This is a genomic window from Duganella sp. CT11-25 (genome assembly GCF_047302815.1).
GTDB lineage: Bacteria > Pseudomonadota > Gammaproteobacteria > Burkholderiales > Burkholderiaceae_D > Rugamonas.
Map to the genome: position 1 here is coordinate 4,214,488 of NZ_JBKBFD010000001.1, position 17,278 is coordinate 4,231,765.

Consider the following 17,278-nt stretch of genomic DNA (forward strand, 5'->3'; position numbering starts at 1 on the left):
TATGACCGGTAACTACCAGGAAGCAAGCGAGCGGTAGCATATACAGCCAGTGTGTCAGGGGCATGACCAGGCGCGGCGTGATACATTAGCAATATCCCTTATTGCCTGGAGTCATGCGTCGATGTTCGGTCTGTTCAAGTCACCCGTCTTATCCCCCCGGCTGCTGCGGCTGAAGGAATCGGCGCTGTTCGCGACGCTGACCCCGCTCGAACTGAATATCGTCGACCGCCTGATGCACGAGCGCCGCTACCTGGCCGATGAAATCATCTTCGACGAGGGCGAAGAGGGCCAGGCGCTGTACCTGGTGATGTCGGGCCGGGTGATGATCAGCCGCCAGGTGGGCGCCAGCCGCGAAGTGGTGGCCGAGCTGTCGGCCGGCGCCTTCTTCGGCGACCTGGCGCTGCTGGACAACTCGCCGCGCAACGCGCAAACGCGCGCGCTGGACAACTGCGAACTGGCGGTGTTCTTCCGCGCCGACTTCATGGGACTGATGGAAACCGACGCCGTGATCGGCTACAAGATCGCGCTGGCCCTGGCGCGCCACATCGGCAGCCGCCTGCGCGACTGGATGACCGGCAAGCCGCAAGTCGAGGCGCTATGAATCTGCTTCCAACCCAGCAGCGGGCCGGGCCGGTGGTCTGGAGCGGCATCATCGCCGCCACCTGCGTGCTGCTGTTCCTGCTGCAGCAGATGCTGTTCCTGGCCATCCCCTTCCTGCTCGGCATCGTGCTGTACTACATCCTGCAACCGCCGATGCAGCGGCTGATACGCCTGGGCGTCAGCCACAACGCGGCCGCGCTGGCGGTGGGCCTGGCCTTCTTCGTGCTGGTGTCGCTGGCGATCCTGATCGCCGTGTTCTGGAACTCGACGCCGTCCGACTCGTGGCAGGACATGCTGGGCATCTATATGACGGGCGGGCTGGACTTCGTGCGCCACACGATGCAGTCGCTGGAGCAGCAGTTCCCGATCCTGAAGCAGATGAAGCTGGCCAAGACGGTCAACATCCGCGTCACCGCCTTCACCGGCGGCTTCGTGCAAAAGCACCTGACCGACATCCTGGTGTCGGTCGCGGCCTGGCTGCCGTCGCTGCTGCTGGCGCCGTTCCTGACCTTCTTCTTCCTGCGCGACGGCCTGCGGTTCAAGAAATTCCTGGCGCGCGCGGTGCCGAACGCCTTCTTTGAAAAGACCCTGTGCCTGCTGCATGAGGTGGACCAGACCGCGCACCGCTACTTCCAGGGCCTGATCAAGCTGACCGTGCTCGATACGGCCGTGCTGGCATTGGGTTTGTGGGCGATCGGCGTCTCGTCGCCGCTGGTGCTGGGCTTGATCGCGGCCTTGCTGGCGTGGGTGCCGTATGTCGGCTCGATCGTCGGCTGCGTGCTGGTGGTGATGGTGGCCTCGACCGACGCGCCCAACGATCCGTCGGTGGCCTACCTGGCGATCGGCGTGTTCATCCTGGTGCGGCTGCTGGACGACTTCGTCTTCATGCCGCTGACCTTGGGGCGCAGCCTGCACATCCATCCGCTGATCACGGTACTGATGATCTTCATCGGCGGCATGGTGGCCGGCGTGGCGGGGCTGATGCTGGTGCTGCCGCTGCTGGGCGTGGTGATGGTGATCGGCGAAACGCTGGGCCGCCTGATCACCGACCCGCGCCTGCGCGCGCGCCACCGCCACGCGATGCAGCTGCGCACCCGGCAAGCCAGCGCCGACCTGGCGTAATTCCTTGCGCTCTGTTACGCCGCCTTCTTGGCATCGCCGCCAGGCCGATTCGTCAGGATGGCGCTCGTAATAACGTGAAACAGATGATCCCCCCGTGGCGCGAACGAAGGTTGGTCGACGAGCCAGCCGAGCGCCGACATCAGGGCGAACAGGTCGACCCCATCCATGTCGGCGCGCGCCGTTCCCTCGGCCTGGGCACGCAGCAGTAGTCGCGCGCCCGCTTCGTGCACCGCCGTACATGAAGCGTACAGCGCGGAGTCCGGGTCCTCGTGGGCGCTCGCCATCAAGGTAACAACGCCGCTATAGCTGTGCACGAATGCCACCCCTTCGCGAAACCAGGACACGAGCGCTTCGTCGGGTGGACTCGACGTTTCGAATTCGCCTGCCTTCTGCGTCAGCGCGTCCAGATGCGTCCGCAGCAACGCATCGAACAAGGCTTCCCGCGTCGGGAAATGGCGCAGCAGTGTGGCCAACCCGACCTCGGCCCGGCGGGCGATATCCCGCATCGAAGCCTCGGCGCCATGTTCGGTGACGACGTCACGCGCGACGGCAAGCAGGTGGCTGTAATTTTTTCTGGCGTCGGCGCGCATGGATTCCCTTGACAACCGGATCAGTGATCCGTATATTTAAATGGATCAGCGATCCATTTAATCAAGATCTGGATCACTGATCCGTAAGATACAGCGCATTCGCGCAAATGGGAACAGAAACGTGGTTCGACACCACCAAAGGAGAAGTCATGGGTAAGCTTGAGGGTAAGGTTGCAGTCATTACGGGCGGATCGAGCGGCATGGCGCTGGCCAGCGCCATGCGGTTCGTTGAAGAAGGCGCTTATGTTTTCATCACGGGCCGGAGACAGGAGGCGCTCGACGAGGCCGTCAAGCTGATTGGCCGGAACGTGACCGGCGTGCGCGGCGACGCGGCCAATCTCGACGACCTCGACCGCCTGTTCGATACAGTCAAGCGGGAAAAGGGCAAGATCGACATCCTGTTCGCGAGCGCCGGCACGGGCGAAGCTCTCCCGCTGGGCGAGATTACCGAGCGGCACTTCGATGCGACCTTCGGCCTGAATACGCGCGGCACGCTGTTTACGGTTCAGAAAGCGCTGCCGCTGTTCAACGATGGCGGATCGATCTTCATGACCGGGTCCATTGCCTCGATCAAAGGTTTTCCTGGTTTCAGCGTGTATGCGGCGAGCAAGGCGGCGCTGCACGCGTTCGCACGCGGGTGGCTCAACGAACTGAAGGGCCGAAAGATCCGGGTGAACGTGCTGAGCCCGGGGCAGATCGCCACACCGATCCAGGAGCAGCTCTTCGACGAGGAGACGAAGCGGTATTTCGAATCCCTGGTCCCGCGTGGAAAGATGGGGCAGCCTGAGGAAATCGCGACGGTCGCGCTGTTTCTCGCTTCAGACGATTCCAGCTTCGTGAATGGGGTGGAGCTGTATGTCGACGGCGGCACTGCGGCCATCTGAAATCGCGCGGAAACGGAGAGTTAACATGAGTTATTCGATTATTGGCTTTGGTGCGGTAGGCCAGGCGCTCGCCCAGGCGTTTGCAAGAAAGAACATCGATGTGGGCGTCGCCAGCCGGCGCCCTCCCGAGACGTTGATGCAGCGGGCACGAGCGATCGGCCCCACCGTTGTCCCCAGGACGCTGCAGGATGCCATCGCGGCCGACACGATCTTCCTGGCGGTTCCGTTTTGGGAACATCGCGAAGTCGCGCAGCAGATCACAAGCTGGCGGGGCAAGACGATCATCGACACGACAAATGCTTTCGGTGTTCCCGTTGAAGACCTGGAAGATCAGCCGTCGTCCGCGGTTGTCGCCAAAGCGTTTACCGGCGCCAGGTTCGTCAAGGGCTTTAACCATCTTCCCGCCCAAGTTCTGGCCGCGGATCCGAGCGTGCATGGCGGCAGCCGCATCGTGTTCTTGTCGAGCGATGACGAAAATGCGGTGGCGCCGGTCGCGGTCCTGGCCGAACAACTCGGTTTCGCGCCGATTGCGCTAGGACCGCTCAAGGATGGCGGCTCGCTGGTCCACGCCAGGGGCAATACCTGGGGTAAGCTGATCTTCAAGGATCTCGTCAAGTTCAAATAGCGGCGCGTCACGCGCGCCCGTACCGCAGACGCCCCGAAATAGAAAAAAACCCCAGAGTTGGCGTCCAACTTTGGGGTTTGTTTGCTTCGGGGTGCTTACGCGGTCATCGCGACCTTGGCGGCCGATTCGTCGACGGCTTCGTCGTCGTCAGAGCGGATCAGGTGATCGAAGGCCGACAGCGCCGCCTTCGCGCCTTCACCGGTGGCGATGATGATTTGCTTGTACGGCACCGTGGTGACGTCGCCGGCGGCGAACACGCCCGGCACCGAGGTCTGGCCGCGCGCATCGACTTCGATCTCGCCGTGACGCGACAAGGCGACCGTGCCCTTCAGCCATTCGGTGTTCGGCACCAGGCCGATCTGCACGAACACGCCTTCCAGCTCGACCTTCCTGGACTCGCCCGACACGCGGTCGGTGTAGCTCAGGCCGTTGACGATCTTGCCGTCGCCGTGGATCTCGGTGGTCTGCGCCGAGGTGATCACGGTGACGTTGGCCAGGCTGCGCAGCTTGCGCTGCAGCACCGCGTCGGCGCGCAGTTCGGCGCCGAACTCGATCAGGGTGACGTGCTTGACCAGGCCGGCCAGGTCGATCGCCGCTTCCACGCCGGAGTTGCCGCCGCCGATCACCGACACGCGCTTGCCCTTGAACAGCGGACCGTCGCAGTGCGGGCAATAGGCCACGCCGTGGTTGCGGTATTCCTTCTCGCCCGGCACGTTGATCTCGCGCCAGCGGGCGCCGGTCGAGATGATCACGGTCTTGGCTTTCAACACGGCGCCGGACGCGGTCTGCACTTCCACCAGCTTACCGAGCGGCACCAGCTTGCTGGCGCGCTGCGTGTTCATGATGTCGACTTCGTATTCCTTGACGTGCTGTTCCAGCGCGACCGCGAATTTCGGACCGTCGGTTTCCTTGACCGAGATAAAGTTCTCGATCGCCAGCGTATCCAGCACCTGGCCGCCGAAACGCTCGGCCAGCACGCCGGTCTTGATGCCCTTGCGGGCGGCGTAGATCGCCGCGGCCGCGCCGGCGGGACCGCCGCCGACGATCAGCACGTCGAACACGTCTTTCTTGCTCAGTTCAGCGGCTTGGCGCACGCCGGCGTTGGTGTCCAGCTTGGCCAGGATTTCCTCGACGTTGGTGCGGCCCTGGCCGAAGTGCTGGCCGTTCAGGAACATCATCGGCACGGCCATGATCTGGCGTTCCTCGACTTCTTTCGGGAACACGCCGCCGTCGATGGTGGTGACCTTGATGCGTGGGTTAATCACCGACATCGCGTTGAGCGCTTGCACAACTTCCGGGCAGTTGTGGCAGCTCAGCGAGATGAAGGTTTCGAATGCGTAATCACCTTCCAGGTTGCGGATCTGTTCGATGACGGCTTCGTCAAATTTGATGGTGTGGCCGCCGACTTGCAGCAGGGCCAGCACCAGCGAGGTGAATTCGTGGCCCATCGGGATGCCGGCGAAGCGCACGCCGATATCGGTGCCGGCACGGTTGATGCTGAACGACGGTTTGCGCTCGGCGTCGTCGCTGCGCTTGACCAGCGTGATCTTGTCGCTCAACAGGACGATTTCCTGGAGCAATTCTTCCATCTCGCGGGCTTTGGCGCTGTCATCGAGAGAGGCGACAATCTCAATCGGTTGCACGACCTTTTCCAGGTAAGCCTTCAACTGGGTTTTGAGAGTTGCGTCTAACATGATTTTCTTCCTTTTCTACAAATATTTAGGCGAATGCCGGGCCGGACGCCCGGACCGGCATCGCGGTAACTACTTGTGTGCTGCGGTCTTTTTCAAGACTTGCTGCCGAACTTAGATCTTGCCGACCAGGTCCAGCGATGGGGTCAGGGTCGCTGCGCCTTCGGTCCATTTAGCTGGGCAAACTTCGCCTGGGTGGGATGCCACGTACAGCGCTGCCTTGACTTTGCGCAGCAGTTCCGACGCGTCGCGGCCGATGCCGTTGTCGTGCACTTCCAGCACTTTGATCTTGCCTTCTGGATTGATGACGAAGGTGCCGCGGTAAGCCAGGCCTTCTTCTTCGATCATCACTTCGAAATTGCGCGACAGGGTGCCGGTTGGGTCGCCGATCAGCGGGTAGTTCACTTTCTTGATCGCGTCCGAGGTGTCGTGCCATGCTTTGTGCGCGAAGTGGGTGTCGGTCGACACGCCGTACACGTCCACGCCCAGCTTGGCGAATTCAGGCTGGTGATCAGCCAGGTCTTCCAGTTCGGTCGGGCAGACGAAGGTGAAGTCGGCTGGGTAGAACATCAGGACGGACCACTTGCCTTTCAGGGATTCATCGCTCACGTCGATGAACTTGCCGTTTGCGTATGCGGTGGCCTTGAATGGTTTGATTTGGGTATTGATCAGGGACATTGTGGTTTCCTCGTTGGGTTGTGAATCATTGAGACGCCAGTGTAAAGCGTTTAGTCCCATTTGCAAAATTGATTGTTCCAATAGTTTCAATCGCTTTTAACTATGACTTGGGCAAACGGGATAGTTATTATCCCTGTTCCCGGCTGAATTAGCTCTGCGACACGCTTGCGAAATCGGCCACGCCCAGCTTGGAGAGGAAATCGTGCAGTTGCGGCCCCAGCGGCTGGGCCGGGTCCAGCTTGCCCTGGACGGTGTAGCGCGGCTGGTGCGACCAGCTATCGGTGATGTTGGCGTGGAAGTTGCCGCATTCCCAGCAGGTGACGCTGCCGTTGGCGTTGTCGGTGGCGATTTCAAAGCGGATGCTGGGATTGTGGGCGCTCTGGCCCATGGTCAACTGAGTATTGATGTCTTCGGGCATGTGGTCCAGCGTGGTCCTGGCCCAGGCATAGAATGCGTTCAACATGATGATCCCCCGGCCGGAACGGCCGGCCCTGCTTTGATTGTAGTCAACGGCGTGGCGCTTGCAAGCCGGCCGGCGGCGCGCTCAGCTCTGCGCCGCCACACGCTCACCGCTTGCATCGCCTTCAATGGCATAGGGATCGCCAGGCTCGATAGCGCTGGTCGCTTCGCGGGAAAAGCAAGCAGTAGAGCAGCATGTTGCCGCCCGCGATATTGGCGAAAACAGGTTCCATGCCGACGCTGAAACGCTCACGTTGTTTGTCCACGGGCATGCAAAGCTGCACCTGAGCGGCCACCGCCTGTGGGCCATCTTCCATGTAGCGGAGCCGAACCACTTGTCCACCGATTCCAGGTAGGTGGAGTTCATCTTGACAACGCTGAGCTGGTAATGCGGCTCAATATTCAGACCCTGCTTCTGCTTGAGGTGATGCGCCCGCTCCTGGTCGCTCAGCGGGCGATTAGCCGGATATCTGACAACGAGACCCAAAAAATCCATGCTTCCGCCATTTTATAGTCAAGTGTCACGTGTCTTCTGCATGGTTTTCTTTGCTGCGCCATGGGAAGCCTTCGCGATGAAAGCAATACCTGTCGCCCGCGCTGCTTCCGGGAACGTGGCCACCCGCTCACCAGCCGAATCGCCTTCCATCGCATATGGATCACCCGGCTCAATGGCGCTTGCGGCCTCGACCTCCGCAGGCCATTGTGGGATCTTACTGGTGCGCATGGCGACAACACGCGCCAGGCTCACTACCAGGCACAGCGGAGACAGCAGCCAGTAGAGCAAGAAAGGCGCGGCGGCGATGTTGGCAAAAACACGCTCGACACCCCCTTTAAAGCTTTCGCGATGCGCGCTGACGGGCATGCAGAACTGCACCTGACTTGCCACTGCCTGCGGGCCCTCTTCCATGTAGCGGCGCACAAACTCCCAGTGTGCCCTGACAAAATCCTGATCGGAAAATTGCGCCTGAGCCGGATTGACGTCGCGGTCCTCCAGGGAACCCACATAACTCAAGGCAAACGTCTCGCGCACCGTCACGCCGTCCGGCTCAAACACATGGCCGCGCACTTCCCAGTCTTCCCATTGCGGCATGTGGCCGAGCGTGAAGAAAACCTGGTCCCAGGGTAGGGACAACACCGTGCCGTCGGTTCGGAATACGTGCACCATGCGCGTCTTGCGGTTGAACCGCATGGGGTAGTGGGTGTAGGCAAACGATTCCCTCAACAGGAGCCAGATAAAACCGGCCAGGAAGGGAAGGATTATTAGGCCGACTATGGTTAAAATTGATCCGTCGTCTGTTTCACCTTGAAAATCCGGCGCACGTGTCAGGGACAAATGCACCAAGCCCACATATAGCGCACCAAATATCCCGATGAAGGCAAGCACCAAGGCGGTGATTGTTCCCTTCCACGCAAACCATTTGTCCACCGATTCCAGATAGGTGGAATTCATCTTGATGACGCTGAGCTGATAATGCGGCTCGACATTCAGACGCCGTTTTTGCCGAAGCTGGCACGCCCGCTCCTGCTCACTGAGCAGGCGGTTAACGCGATATTTCTTGATAAGACCTGAAAATTCCATGTACAGCTTTCACTTAAGTGCTTGCGCTAATTCTGCTTGTTCCGTCGCCATATTTGAGTAACGCTGCGCGGGCAATATGCCCCAAGGGCAACGTTCCAACCAATCTTGCACCGGGTTGTCTTTGATGTACTCGATCAAAATTCCTATGCCTATCAATAACAGAACCAGCAGGCCGATGATAGGAATCGAAGCGCCCAATAGCACGGCAGCGCTCAAGGCCAACCCAACAACTGCTGAACCTACGTAGGCGCCAATCACTAGCCCGCTGGCGTTCTCTTGCGCCTCGACATACGCTTTCCTGGCATCCAGGCCCGCTACGACCAAGCCCGCCAGAACACCGGCCCATCGCCCTCCCAATCTCAGCAATCTTCCTGAAGTTGAAGCGAGACCCTGTCCATAGCGCATGCCCAAAGCGACACGCCCACCTAAAGCATGCCCCATCACTTCAGACGTGGTGGCCGCAAACGCCGTGATACCCGCGTAAAGACGACTCTTCGCGTCGAAATTGTCATTTGCTAAGCTTTTTTCTTCGTCAGCGACCAATTTGGTCAAGCTCGCGGCCTGCAAAACAGCAGCCACGATACCAAACCTGACATTGCTATTAATCACCTTACGCCAACGCCCCAGATTCAGCGCTTCCACGGCCTCCACAGTCTTGATGCTTTTCGCCAACCATTCCGCTCGTTGTTTCGGAGTAAGCCCCGGAGGCATATTGCGGATCATTTCTTTATCGGCCAGCATGACCCAATGTCTCTTGCTGGTTCCCTCCATGGGTGTTCCATGTACCTGCTGACGCTTGAGTTCGGCCGCTACCGCGCTCTTCATCTGATTCTCGCCGAGGGTCTGCCCGCTGGCGCGCGCGAGTTCGCGTATCAAATGGGCACGGAACACCTTCTTGCCGCCGACAATATCGCAGACCACTACCGGATGCCCTGAGATCAGGCCGGTGGCCATCACGGCCGCACGGAACCCCGCGCTACCATTCATCACTTTGCCGAACATGCGCGCCACCGGCCCGGCAATCTGCACGATCAGCAACGCCGCCGCTTCCCGTCCACCCTCGGCGAGGCGATCGACCGAGGTAGTGTAGGTAGAAAACAGGTTATCCCAGGGAATCTGTCGCAAGTCGATGCTGACCGTGGTGGCGCCCTTGACCGCGTCAGCAATGGATTTTTGATTGAGCACCATGGCCTGCAACAGCAGGTTCTTGGTATCCGCGACATTGCCGTTCAACCACTCGTCATAAAGCTTGGAGCAAGCGCTCTTGTCCTGAGTTGTGGATATGCAATGCGTCAGCACGGTCGTATAGACCGCGCCCGATTCCGGGTGTCGGCGGTCGTAGTTGCACTCAAAATAATTGGCCAAAGCCGTGCTCTTCATCAACTCGCTATGATTGAGCGCGAGCGGTGCGATGTATTGCGTGCTATGGGCTTGCAGTTTCTGGTCGAAATCCTTCTGCCATGCAGCGCGCTCGGGATTGCTGAACTTCTTCGCGTACTTTTTCCAGCCATAGTCCGATGCTCTTTGGGCTTCGGTCTCGGTAACATTGCGCAGATCCTCCGTGCGTTTGCGGGTTGATTCAAAGAACGCATGGCCGAGCGGATTGTTGCTGATCTGATCGTTGGCCAGCTTTTCGGCGCCGGCAATTTCGCCCAGCTCCGATTGCACGCGCACCGCGCGCTCGATTCCTTGTATAGAGCTGCTGGCCGCCAGTTTGCGTTTCATATCGGCGTCGCTGGTAAAGATATCCGCATAGTGCTTCATCAGCATCGCCAGCTCCTGCGCCGTGCCGGCAGGGTCTGGTACCGTAAGCACCAACCCTTTGCCAGGGCGCATGGCTTCACATTCCTGGACCAGGCGCGCGCCCTGGCCGTGGCGCGCGCTGAATGAGAAGGGATTCCAGCTGAAGGCCTGCTGGCCTTTCTTGGCGTCCATCGCATATTCGGCCACCAGCGCAGGCGCTTGCGCGATCGGGCGCGTGTGCGCCAGCTTGCCGCCGGCCAGCGCGGCCTGGACGTCGATCTCCACCATATGGCGCTTGCGGTAGGCCGGATCGTCGTGCGCCTTGCGCACGGCGTCGGTCCACAGCACATCGCTGAAACCTATCCACACCTTGGTCGCGTTTTTAGGATCGGGAACGGTGATGCAGCTGGCGACCGCCCGATGCCCCTCGTCCGGGCAATTGAACGGCTTGACCGGCAGCACCTGCTTCACACCCGGCGTTTGCAGCAGCTTGAAGAAGTAGCCGTCCGGCGTGACGAAATAGGTTTCCCAACGCTTGCGCGCGTCGTCGTGGACGTTGATGTAGCCGCTGCGCATCAGGCGCTTGGTATAGAACGCGGCCTTGGGTGCCAGTTGGAACGCGGCGTCGGAAGTGACCGGCGCGTGGCTTTGCGGCGTGGCCACGCCATCGCGCACCAGCAGCAGAGGCAGGCCGCGCTTGTCGCAGTATTCGCATTTTTTGGTCGATGTCATAGGGGCGGCTTATCGTGTTATGCAGGTAAGGGCTGGCGCAGTGCGCTCCAGAGGTCTTCCTCGATCAGGGCGAAACGGTCGGCCAGCGTGCTGTCGCCGTCGGCATCGGGTGGAACGGCGGCGGCGACGACCGGATGTTGGTCGAAGGCCTGGCCCGCCGTCAGGCCGCGTGCGGCAAACTCCACCACGTCGTCCACTTCGGTCAGCCTGTGGCGGGCTTGTGCGCGTTCGATCAGTTGCTCGGCCACCGCGCCCTGGCGCGTCAGCGAGTCTGCGCCCTGCACACCAGCGCGCTGCAAGGCGCGGTTGATGGCGCCGATGCGCTCGATACGCGGCCAGTCCCAGGTCGCTGGCGGCGCGTAAGCGGTCGCGCCGGCTGGCACATCGACGTGCGCAGTGGTCCATTCACCGCCGATCCAGTACGTGAAAGCCTGCGACTGCCCAAACAGGTGGCGGCGCTGCGCCGGCGTCAGGATGCGCAGCAACTGGTGCAGCACGCGCGGATCGTGCAGGCGCAGCCAGGCCTTGCGGCCGGGGCCGGGCGTGGCCAGTTGCAGCGCATTCCAGCGACCGGCAAACTCCTGCGCACTGGCCTCTGTCTTCACCAGCAGTGCGAGCGGCGGCGGCAGTTCGTTTTGGTGGGCGTCGAACAGGCATTCCAACAACGGCATCCAATGTTCATCGGGCGCGCCACGGAAATCGATCAGCCTGGGCATCAGGTGCGCATTCGCCGCCAGGTCAGCCGGCACCAGTGCCTCGCTGCGGATGCTCGCCGGCAGGTCCTCCTGCGATGCGGCGTCGACCACGCCGAATGCGTGACGGCCCAGCAGCTGGTGGTCGAATGCTTGTGCCGTCATAGCGCCACCATGCTGTCGCCCGCCGCAGCCGCGCCGGCCGCCCGCATTTCGCACAACTTGAGCTGGCCGGCGGCCGGAAGTACCGGGCCTTCCGCGCTGGCGCTCTGCGGCCCGGTCAACTCCTTCATGCTGGCCTTGAAGGTCATCGTGCCCGGGCCGTGGAGCATGATGTTGCCGCCCTCCAGCTTGAGGTAGGCGCCCTGCGCCGTCAGCATCACGTGCTGCTTGGCGCCGACCGTCACGCTCTTGCCGACGCTGGCCACCGTGATCGCCTTGTCGGCGGTGACCGTGGTCGCGTCCGACTGGCTCTGCAGGCTGACCTTGCCGCTGGCCGCGTGCAGCTTGATGCCGGTTTCCTGGTTGGGCTTGTCGGCGCTGCTCGCTTTGCCGTAGGTGAACAGGCTGATGCCGTCCTTGACCAGGTGGAAGGCGTTGCCCTGGGCGGCGAAATTGATGTCCTGGCCGGCGCTGAGGCTGGCCGTGCCGCCGGCCGCGACGATGGCGCTGGCCGGCGTCGCGGCGGCGATGCCGGCCGGGCTGGACAATTGCAGATAGGGTGCGCTGTAGGCCGTCACGTCGCCCTGGCCGCCGGCGTCGCCCCCCTGGCCGGCGCCGACCGCCTGCACCACCTTGCTACTGTTCCGCATCTGCGCCAGCGCGTTCAGCTTGGCCGGTTCAGGCTCGCCCTTGAGCTTGGCGTTCTGCTTTTGCGCCGTCTCGGCCAGCGAGGTTTGCAGCGCAAGGCTCTGTTCGATCTGTGCCTGGGCCTCGCGCGAGTCGAGCTGGCTGCCGCTGGCGCCGTTGCGCGCGTCGGTGGAGAGCAACATGCCCTGGCCGGCGCGCAGTGCGGCGCTGTGTGCGCTCTTCAGCTCGGCGCCGAAGCCGGCCGTCCGCAGGCGCTGGTTGTCGGTCTGGTGGCGCAGGTGGCCCAGGTTGAGCTCGTCCGTGCCCTCGTGCGGCGCGGCGTGCCGCTGCAGGGCCACGCGCGGCTCGCCCGGATGGTCGTCGAACACCAGCTGGCTGTACGCGCCGGCGCCGCCCTGGCTGGCTTTCATGGCTTGCGACTTGATGCCGGCCAGCGCCGCCGGGTGCGCGTGCGCGCCGCCGTCGCCGGGGAACCAGACGGGCGCGTTGCCGGTCGCCGCGCCGGCGCCGGCGCTGACCTGGTTGTTCTGCGCATCGCGCTGGCCGCCGCCGTTATAGACGCTGCCGATCACCACCGGGCGGTCGATGTCGCCGTCGATGAAGTCGATCAGCACCTCGCTGCCGATGCGCGGCACCGCCACCGCGCCCCAGTTGGCGCCGGCCACCGGCGCCATCGAGGCGGCGATGCGCACCCAGGTGCCGGCCTGGTCGTCGGCCGGCGCGCCGCTGTGGCCGTCCGGCGCCGGATGCGCCAGCCGGCTGTGGCTTTGTTCGCCGCGCTGCCAGTGGAACTGCACCTTGATGCGGTGGTCGCGGTCGGTGTGGATCACCGCGCCCGGCGGGCCGACCACGATGGCGGTCTGCTGGCCGCGCACGGTCGGTTTCGGATGCAGCAGCAAGCCGTGGCCGTCGGCGTCGCTGCTGCGGTAGGGCACGCTGCTGCGGATGGCGTCGATGCGGTTGCGGTACAGCGGCCGTTCACCCTTGTCCGGGCCGACCGCGTGCAGGCTGCCGCCCTGTTCCTCGGCGATCGCCGCCGCCAGCGCGCTGACGCCCAGCGCCAGCGTGGCCGCCTGCCGGATGTCGGTGCTCAGGTTGTTGTGCGCCAGGTGCACCACGCGCACGATGGCGAAGCTGGCGTCGCCGGCGTCCAGCCGCGCCTGGCCCTCCAGCGTGAAGGTGGTGCCGGGGCTGAGCGTGCGCACGGTGCCGGCGCCGGTAAAGCTTTCGCGGCCCGCTTCCAGCGCCTCCATCTGGCGCGCGGCGATGCGCTGGCCGTGCTCGCGCGAGGCATAGGCGTAGGCGCCCGGGGCGTCGCGGGTCGGCGGCGCGGCCGGGTCGACATTGGCGCTTGCGGCCGATACCGGCCGCGTGCTGTTGCTGCGGTAGTCCCAGCTGGCGAGGCCGATGCCGCCGGCGGTCCAGCGCAGCTCGCTGCGCCAGCGGTCGATGGCGTCTTCGCGCATCACCGCGCCCGGCTGCGTGAAGCGCACGCTGGCCTGGGCGTTGGGCTGGAAGCTGCCGTTGTGGTCGGCGATCACCATCGTGTGGCCGCCCAGGCCCGGGCTGGCGGCGTCGCCGCTGTGCTCGAAATAATAGAACAGGCCTTCCTCGCGCATCAGCCGCTCGGCGAAGGCCAGGTCGGATTCCTGGTACTGGCAGGTCAGCGAGCGCTTGGGGTAAACGGCGCGGTCGGCGATGTCGTAGCGCCACTGCGGCACCAGCTTGCCGGCGTCCCGCCAGCCGTTGAACAGCGCGTCAAGGATGTCGAATACGCTCTGGTCCTGGAACACCCGGCTGTCGCGCCCGGCGCCCAGGAAGGCGTACCACGGCGCGATGGTCAGCTCGTAGCGCGCCAGGCCGCCGTCGGCGCCCAGCATGCGCGCCGCCGTCACATGGCCGTGGAACGGCCGCAGCTGGTCGCGGCTGGCGGCCGTCATCAACTCCAGCAGCGCCGGCTGGCCCAGCAGCGACTTCAGCGGGATCGCCGCGTCGCTCGACAGCGCCGTCACCGTCAGCCGGTAGGGCTGGCTCAGGCCTTCCTCGCCGCGCAGGCATTCGGCCACCAGCTGCTCCGACCCCAGCGGCGTGGTCAGCCGGAGGATGCGGTTTTCCTGGGTCAAACTGTCGAACAGCGCAAGCATGGGCCGAGGTCCCTCAAAAGATGTGTTGGCGGATTGAATTGATAAATTGCTATGATTTATCCCGCATTACACCTGAGTTCGTTCAGCGTGGCAAGAGTGATTCGATTGAAATCGGGACTAGCGCTGGCGCAGCAGCTGGTCGAATTGCGCGGCCGGCATCGGCTTGGCAAAAAGATAACCCTGGCCGTAGTCGCAGCCGGCCGCGGCCAGCAGCGCGCGCTGCTCCGGCGTTTCCACGCCTTCGGCGATCACCTTCAGGCCCAGCTTGTGGGCCATGACGATGATCGCGTCCGACAGCGCCATGTCGCTGGAGTCGGGCGCCAGGTTGCGGGTGAAGGAACGGTCGATCTTCAGGTAGTCGATGTCGAACTTCTTCAGGTAGGACAGCGACGAATAGCCGGTGCCGAAGTCGTCCAGCGCCACCTGGATGCCGGCGTCGCGCAGCTGCAGCAGCTTGTTGCTGACCGCGCTGTTGGCGTCGAGCAGCAAGCCTTCGGTGATTTCCACCACCAGCGACTGCCCCGGCAGGTCCAGCGATTCCAGGTGGCGCAGCCAGCGCTGGTAGGAATCGCCCTCGCGCTGGAATTCCAGCGGCGACTGGTTGACGCTGACCTGGAATTCCGGATGGTGCTCGCGCCGCCAGCGCTGCACCCAGCGCGCCGATTCGTGGAACACCCAGTCGCCGATCTCCAGTATCAGGCCGCTGGCCTCGGCCAGCGGGATGAATTCCAGCGGACTGACCACGCCGCGCTGCGGATGGTTCCAGCGTATCAGCGCCTCGGCCTTGTGGATGGCGCCGCTTTCCAGGTGCACGATGGGCTGGAAATACAGCTCGAACTGCTCGCCCCTGAGCGCGCCGCGCAGGTCGTTGGTCAGGCGCATGCGGTTCAGCGCCGCCACCTGCAAGGTCGGCGTGAAATAGCTGAAGCGGTTGCGGCCGGCGCCCTTGGCCGCGTACATGGCCTGGTCGGCGTGCTTGAGCAGGTCGTCGATGTCGAGCGCGTCGTCCGGGTACAGCGTGATGCCGATGCTGGCCGAGACGAAGGCTTGCTCCTGGCCCAGCTCGAACGGCGCGCGCAGGCTGTCGATGATGTCCTGCGCGATGCGCTCGACGCGCTCGCATTGCTCGGCCGGGCCCAGCTCGGACAGGATCACGGTGAACTCGTCGCCGCCCAGCCGCGCCACCGTGTCCGACTTGCGCACGCAGGCGCTGATGCGGCGCGCCGCGTCCACCAGCAGGATGTCGCCCTGGGCGTGGCCCAGCGTGTCGTTGACTTCCTTGAAGTGGTCGAGGTCGATGAACAGGATGGCGATGCGTGTATGGTCGCGCTGGCTCTTGAGCATGTCGTGCGCCAGCCGGTCGTGGAACATGCGGCGGTTCGGCAGCTGCGTCAGCGTGTCGAAATTGGCCTGCTGCCAGATCAGCGTTTCGCTCTGCTTCTTGGCGGTCACGTCCTCGATCATGCACAGGTGGTGCGGATGGCTGCCGGCCGCGCCGTCGAGCGCGGTCACCGAAACGTCGATCCAGGCCACCGCGCCGTCGGGCCGGAACAGCCGGCTGTTGGCCTTGAAACTGTTGATCTGCCCGCTGGTCAGCAGGGCCATCTGCGCCTTCACCTGCACGATGTCGTCGGGATGGCCGACGTCGAGCCACTTGACGGCGCGCAGCTCGAGCTGCGAGCGGCCGAGGATTTCCTGGTAGCGCAGGTTGATGTCGCGGTATTCATAGCTGATCGAATCGATCAGCGCGATGCCCAGCGGCGAGGCCTCGAACATGGTGCGGAAGCGCTGCTCGCCCTGGCGGATCGCCTCCAGCGCGCGCTTGCGTTCGCGCGCCAGCAGGCTGAAGTGGATGGCCGCGCCCAGCACTAGCACCAGCGCGGCGCCGCCCAGCACCCGGTACAGCCACGCCAGGCTGGCGCGGCCGTCGTCGACGTTGTACATGAAGCCGTCGAAGCGCGCATCCTTGGGCAGCATGCCCAGGCCGGCGTAGACATCGGCGATGTGCTGCCAGCGCTCCGGATTCATGTAGCCGATTTCCACCAGCACCGGCTGCACCAGCGGCACCATCTGGCGCGCCTCGTACAGCAGATGCTGGCGGTCGCTGCGGCGCGAGTATTTATTCAGGATCAGGTCGGCGGTTTCTTCCTGGTGGCTCATCGCCCATTGCCAGCCGCGCATGCTGGCGGCGCGGAAGGCGCGCGCCCGCGCCGGATGGGCGGCGATCTCGCGCTCGCTGGTGAACAGGTTATCGCCGTAGAAATCGATGCCGACCGCGCGCGGGCTGTAGATATCATAGGGGAAGCCGATGCGGTCGAAGGTGTCCGGCTCGTTGGTGGTGTAGACCGCCATGGCGTCGACCTTGCCGTTGACCAGGTCGTCCGGATTGAAGCTGTGCTCGACGCGCTGGAAACTGCTGGCCGGGATGCCTTCCTTGGTCAGGTAGGCCAGCAGCTCGTCGGCGTTGCCCAGTTCATCGGTCAGCGAGCCGATCATCGCGCGCTTGCCGATGATGCGGCGGATGTCGGGATCGCCGCTGGTCTGGCGCATCGCCAGCGCGTACGACGAATGCTGGAACACCACGCCCAGCACCACCACCGGCTTGCCGGCCAGCCGCGCCAGCAGCAGGCTGCTGCTGCCGACGCCGTACTCGGCCTTGCCGGCGATGACGTCGCGCTCCGGCGCGTTGCCGTCGGCCCCCTCCAGGATGCGCACGTCCAGCCCGGCCTCGCGGTAATAGCCCTGCTCCAGCGCGGCGTAGTAGCCGGCAAACTGGAACTGGTGCACATGCTTGAGCTGCAGCGTGACTTTTTCCAGCGCCAAGGCGGGCACGGCGGCCAGCAGCAGGGCGATGGCCGTGACCAGTTTGAGGGTGGCGGAGGAGCTGAATGGCACTAGGTATCCTGAAGCAAATGCACTAGCCGTAGTG

Annotated in this window: 14 protein-coding genes; 4 read left to right on the forward strand and 10 right to left on the reverse strand. The window is 63.5% G+C overall.

What is annotated here, in order from left to right:
• Nucleotides 1-121: 121 nt before the first annotated feature.
• Nucleotides 122-601: a cyclic nucleotide-binding domain-containing protein gene (locus ACEN9F_RS17890; RefSeq protein WP_413421844.1), complete on the forward strand. Its 480-nt coding sequence runs from the start codon at nt 122-124 to the stop codon at nt 599-601.
• Entirely contained in the window at nt 598-1,722 is a 1,125-nt protein-coding gene (locus ACEN9F_RS17895) for an AI-2E family transporter (RefSeq protein WP_413421846.1), read from the forward strand. The genes ACEN9F_RS17890 and ACEN9F_RS17895 overlap by 4 nt, the downstream gene beginning before the upstream one ends.
• 14 nt (nt 1,723-1,736) lie before the next feature.
• On the opposite strand, the gene ACEN9F_RS17900 is transcribed toward ACEN9F_RS17895, so the two are convergent.
• Nucleotides 1,737-2,312 (reverse strand): TetR/AcrR family transcriptional regulator, encoded by a 576-nt coding sequence (locus ACEN9F_RS17900; RefSeq protein ID WP_413421848.1) that lies wholly within the window; start codon nt 2,310-2,312, stop codon nt 1,737-1,739.
• A gap of 149 nt (nt 2,313-2,461) precedes the next feature.
• Between ACEN9F_RS17900 and ACEN9F_RS17905 the strand changes: the two genes are divergently transcribed.
• Both ACEN9F_RS17905 and ACEN9F_RS17910 read left to right on the forward strand, forming a co-directional pair.
• Complete coding sequence (locus ACEN9F_RS17905; RefSeq protein ID WP_413421850.1) at nt 2,462-3,196, forward strand: SDR family NAD(P)-dependent oxidoreductase; 735 nt, start codon at nt 2,462-2,464, stop codon at nt 3,194-3,196.
• Between the two features lie 25 nt (nt 3,197-3,221).
• Complete coding sequence (locus ACEN9F_RS17910; protein WP_413421852.1) at nt 3,222-3,821, forward strand: NADPH-dependent F420 reductase; 600 nt, start codon at nt 3,222-3,224, stop codon at nt 3,819-3,821.
• A 95-nt stretch (nt 3,822-3,916) separates the two neighbouring features.
• Here ACEN9F_RS17910 and ahpF read toward each other — a convergent pair whose 3' ends face one another.
• From ahpF to ACEN9F_RS17955, 9 genes are all read right to left on the reverse strand, one after another.
• Nucleotides 3,917-5,515 (reverse strand): alkyl hydroperoxide reductase subunit F, encoded by a 1,599-nt coding sequence (gene ahpF, locus ACEN9F_RS17915; protein WP_413421854.1) that lies wholly within the window; start codon nt 5,513-5,515, stop codon nt 3,917-3,919.
• A gap of 111 nt (nt 5,516-5,626) precedes the next feature.
• The gene (gene ahpC, locus ACEN9F_RS17920; protein ID WP_176653407.1) at nt 5,627-6,190 is read right to left on the reverse strand and encodes an alkyl hydroperoxide reductase subunit C; all 564 of its coding nucleotides are present in this window, start codon (nt 6,188-6,190) and stop codon (nt 5,627-5,629) included.
• Between the two features lie 148 nt (nt 6,191-6,338).
• Entirely contained in the window at nt 6,339-6,653 is a 315-nt protein-coding gene (locus ACEN9F_RS17925; protein ID WP_413421856.1) for a hypothetical protein, read from the reverse strand.
• Nucleotides 6,654-6,734: 81 nt separating this feature from the next.
• On the reverse strand, nt 6,735-7,145 hold the full coding sequence (locus ACEN9F_RS17930; protein ID WP_413421858.1) for a hypothetical protein: 411 nt from the start codon (nt 7,143-7,145) through the stop codon (nt 6,735-6,737).
• An 18-nt stretch (nt 7,146-7,163) separates the two neighbouring features.
• Nucleotides 7,164-8,228, reverse strand: a complete 1,065-nt coding sequence (locus ACEN9F_RS17935) for a DUF6708 domain-containing protein (RefSeq protein WP_413421860.1) — start codon at nt 8,226-8,228, stop codon at nt 7,164-7,166.
• Nucleotides 8,229-8,237: 9 nt separating this feature from the next.
• A complete protein-coding gene (locus ACEN9F_RS17940) occupies nt 8,238-10,703 on the reverse strand; it encodes a T6SS effector BTH_I2691 family protein (protein WP_413421861.1) in 2,466 nt (821 codons plus the stop codon).
• A 17-nt stretch (nt 10,704-10,720) separates the two neighbouring features.
• Entirely contained in the window at nt 10,721-11,560 is an 840-nt protein-coding gene (locus ACEN9F_RS17945) for a DUF4123 domain-containing protein (protein WP_413421863.1), read from the reverse strand.
• Nucleotides 11,557-14,349, reverse strand: coding sequence for a type VI secretion system Vgr family protein (locus ACEN9F_RS17950; RefSeq protein ID WP_413421865.1), 2,793 nt, complete (start codon nt 14,347-14,349; stop codon nt 11,557-11,559). The genes ACEN9F_RS17945 and ACEN9F_RS17950 overlap by 4 nt, the downstream gene beginning before the upstream one ends.
• Nucleotides 14,350-14,466: 117 nt before the next feature.
• The gene (locus ACEN9F_RS17955; RefSeq protein WP_413421866.1) at nt 14,467-17,244 is read right to left on the reverse strand and encodes an EAL domain-containing protein; all 2,778 of its coding nucleotides are present in this window, start codon (nt 17,242-17,244) and stop codon (nt 14,467-14,469) included.
• Nucleotides 17,245-17,278 lie beyond the last annotated feature (34 nt).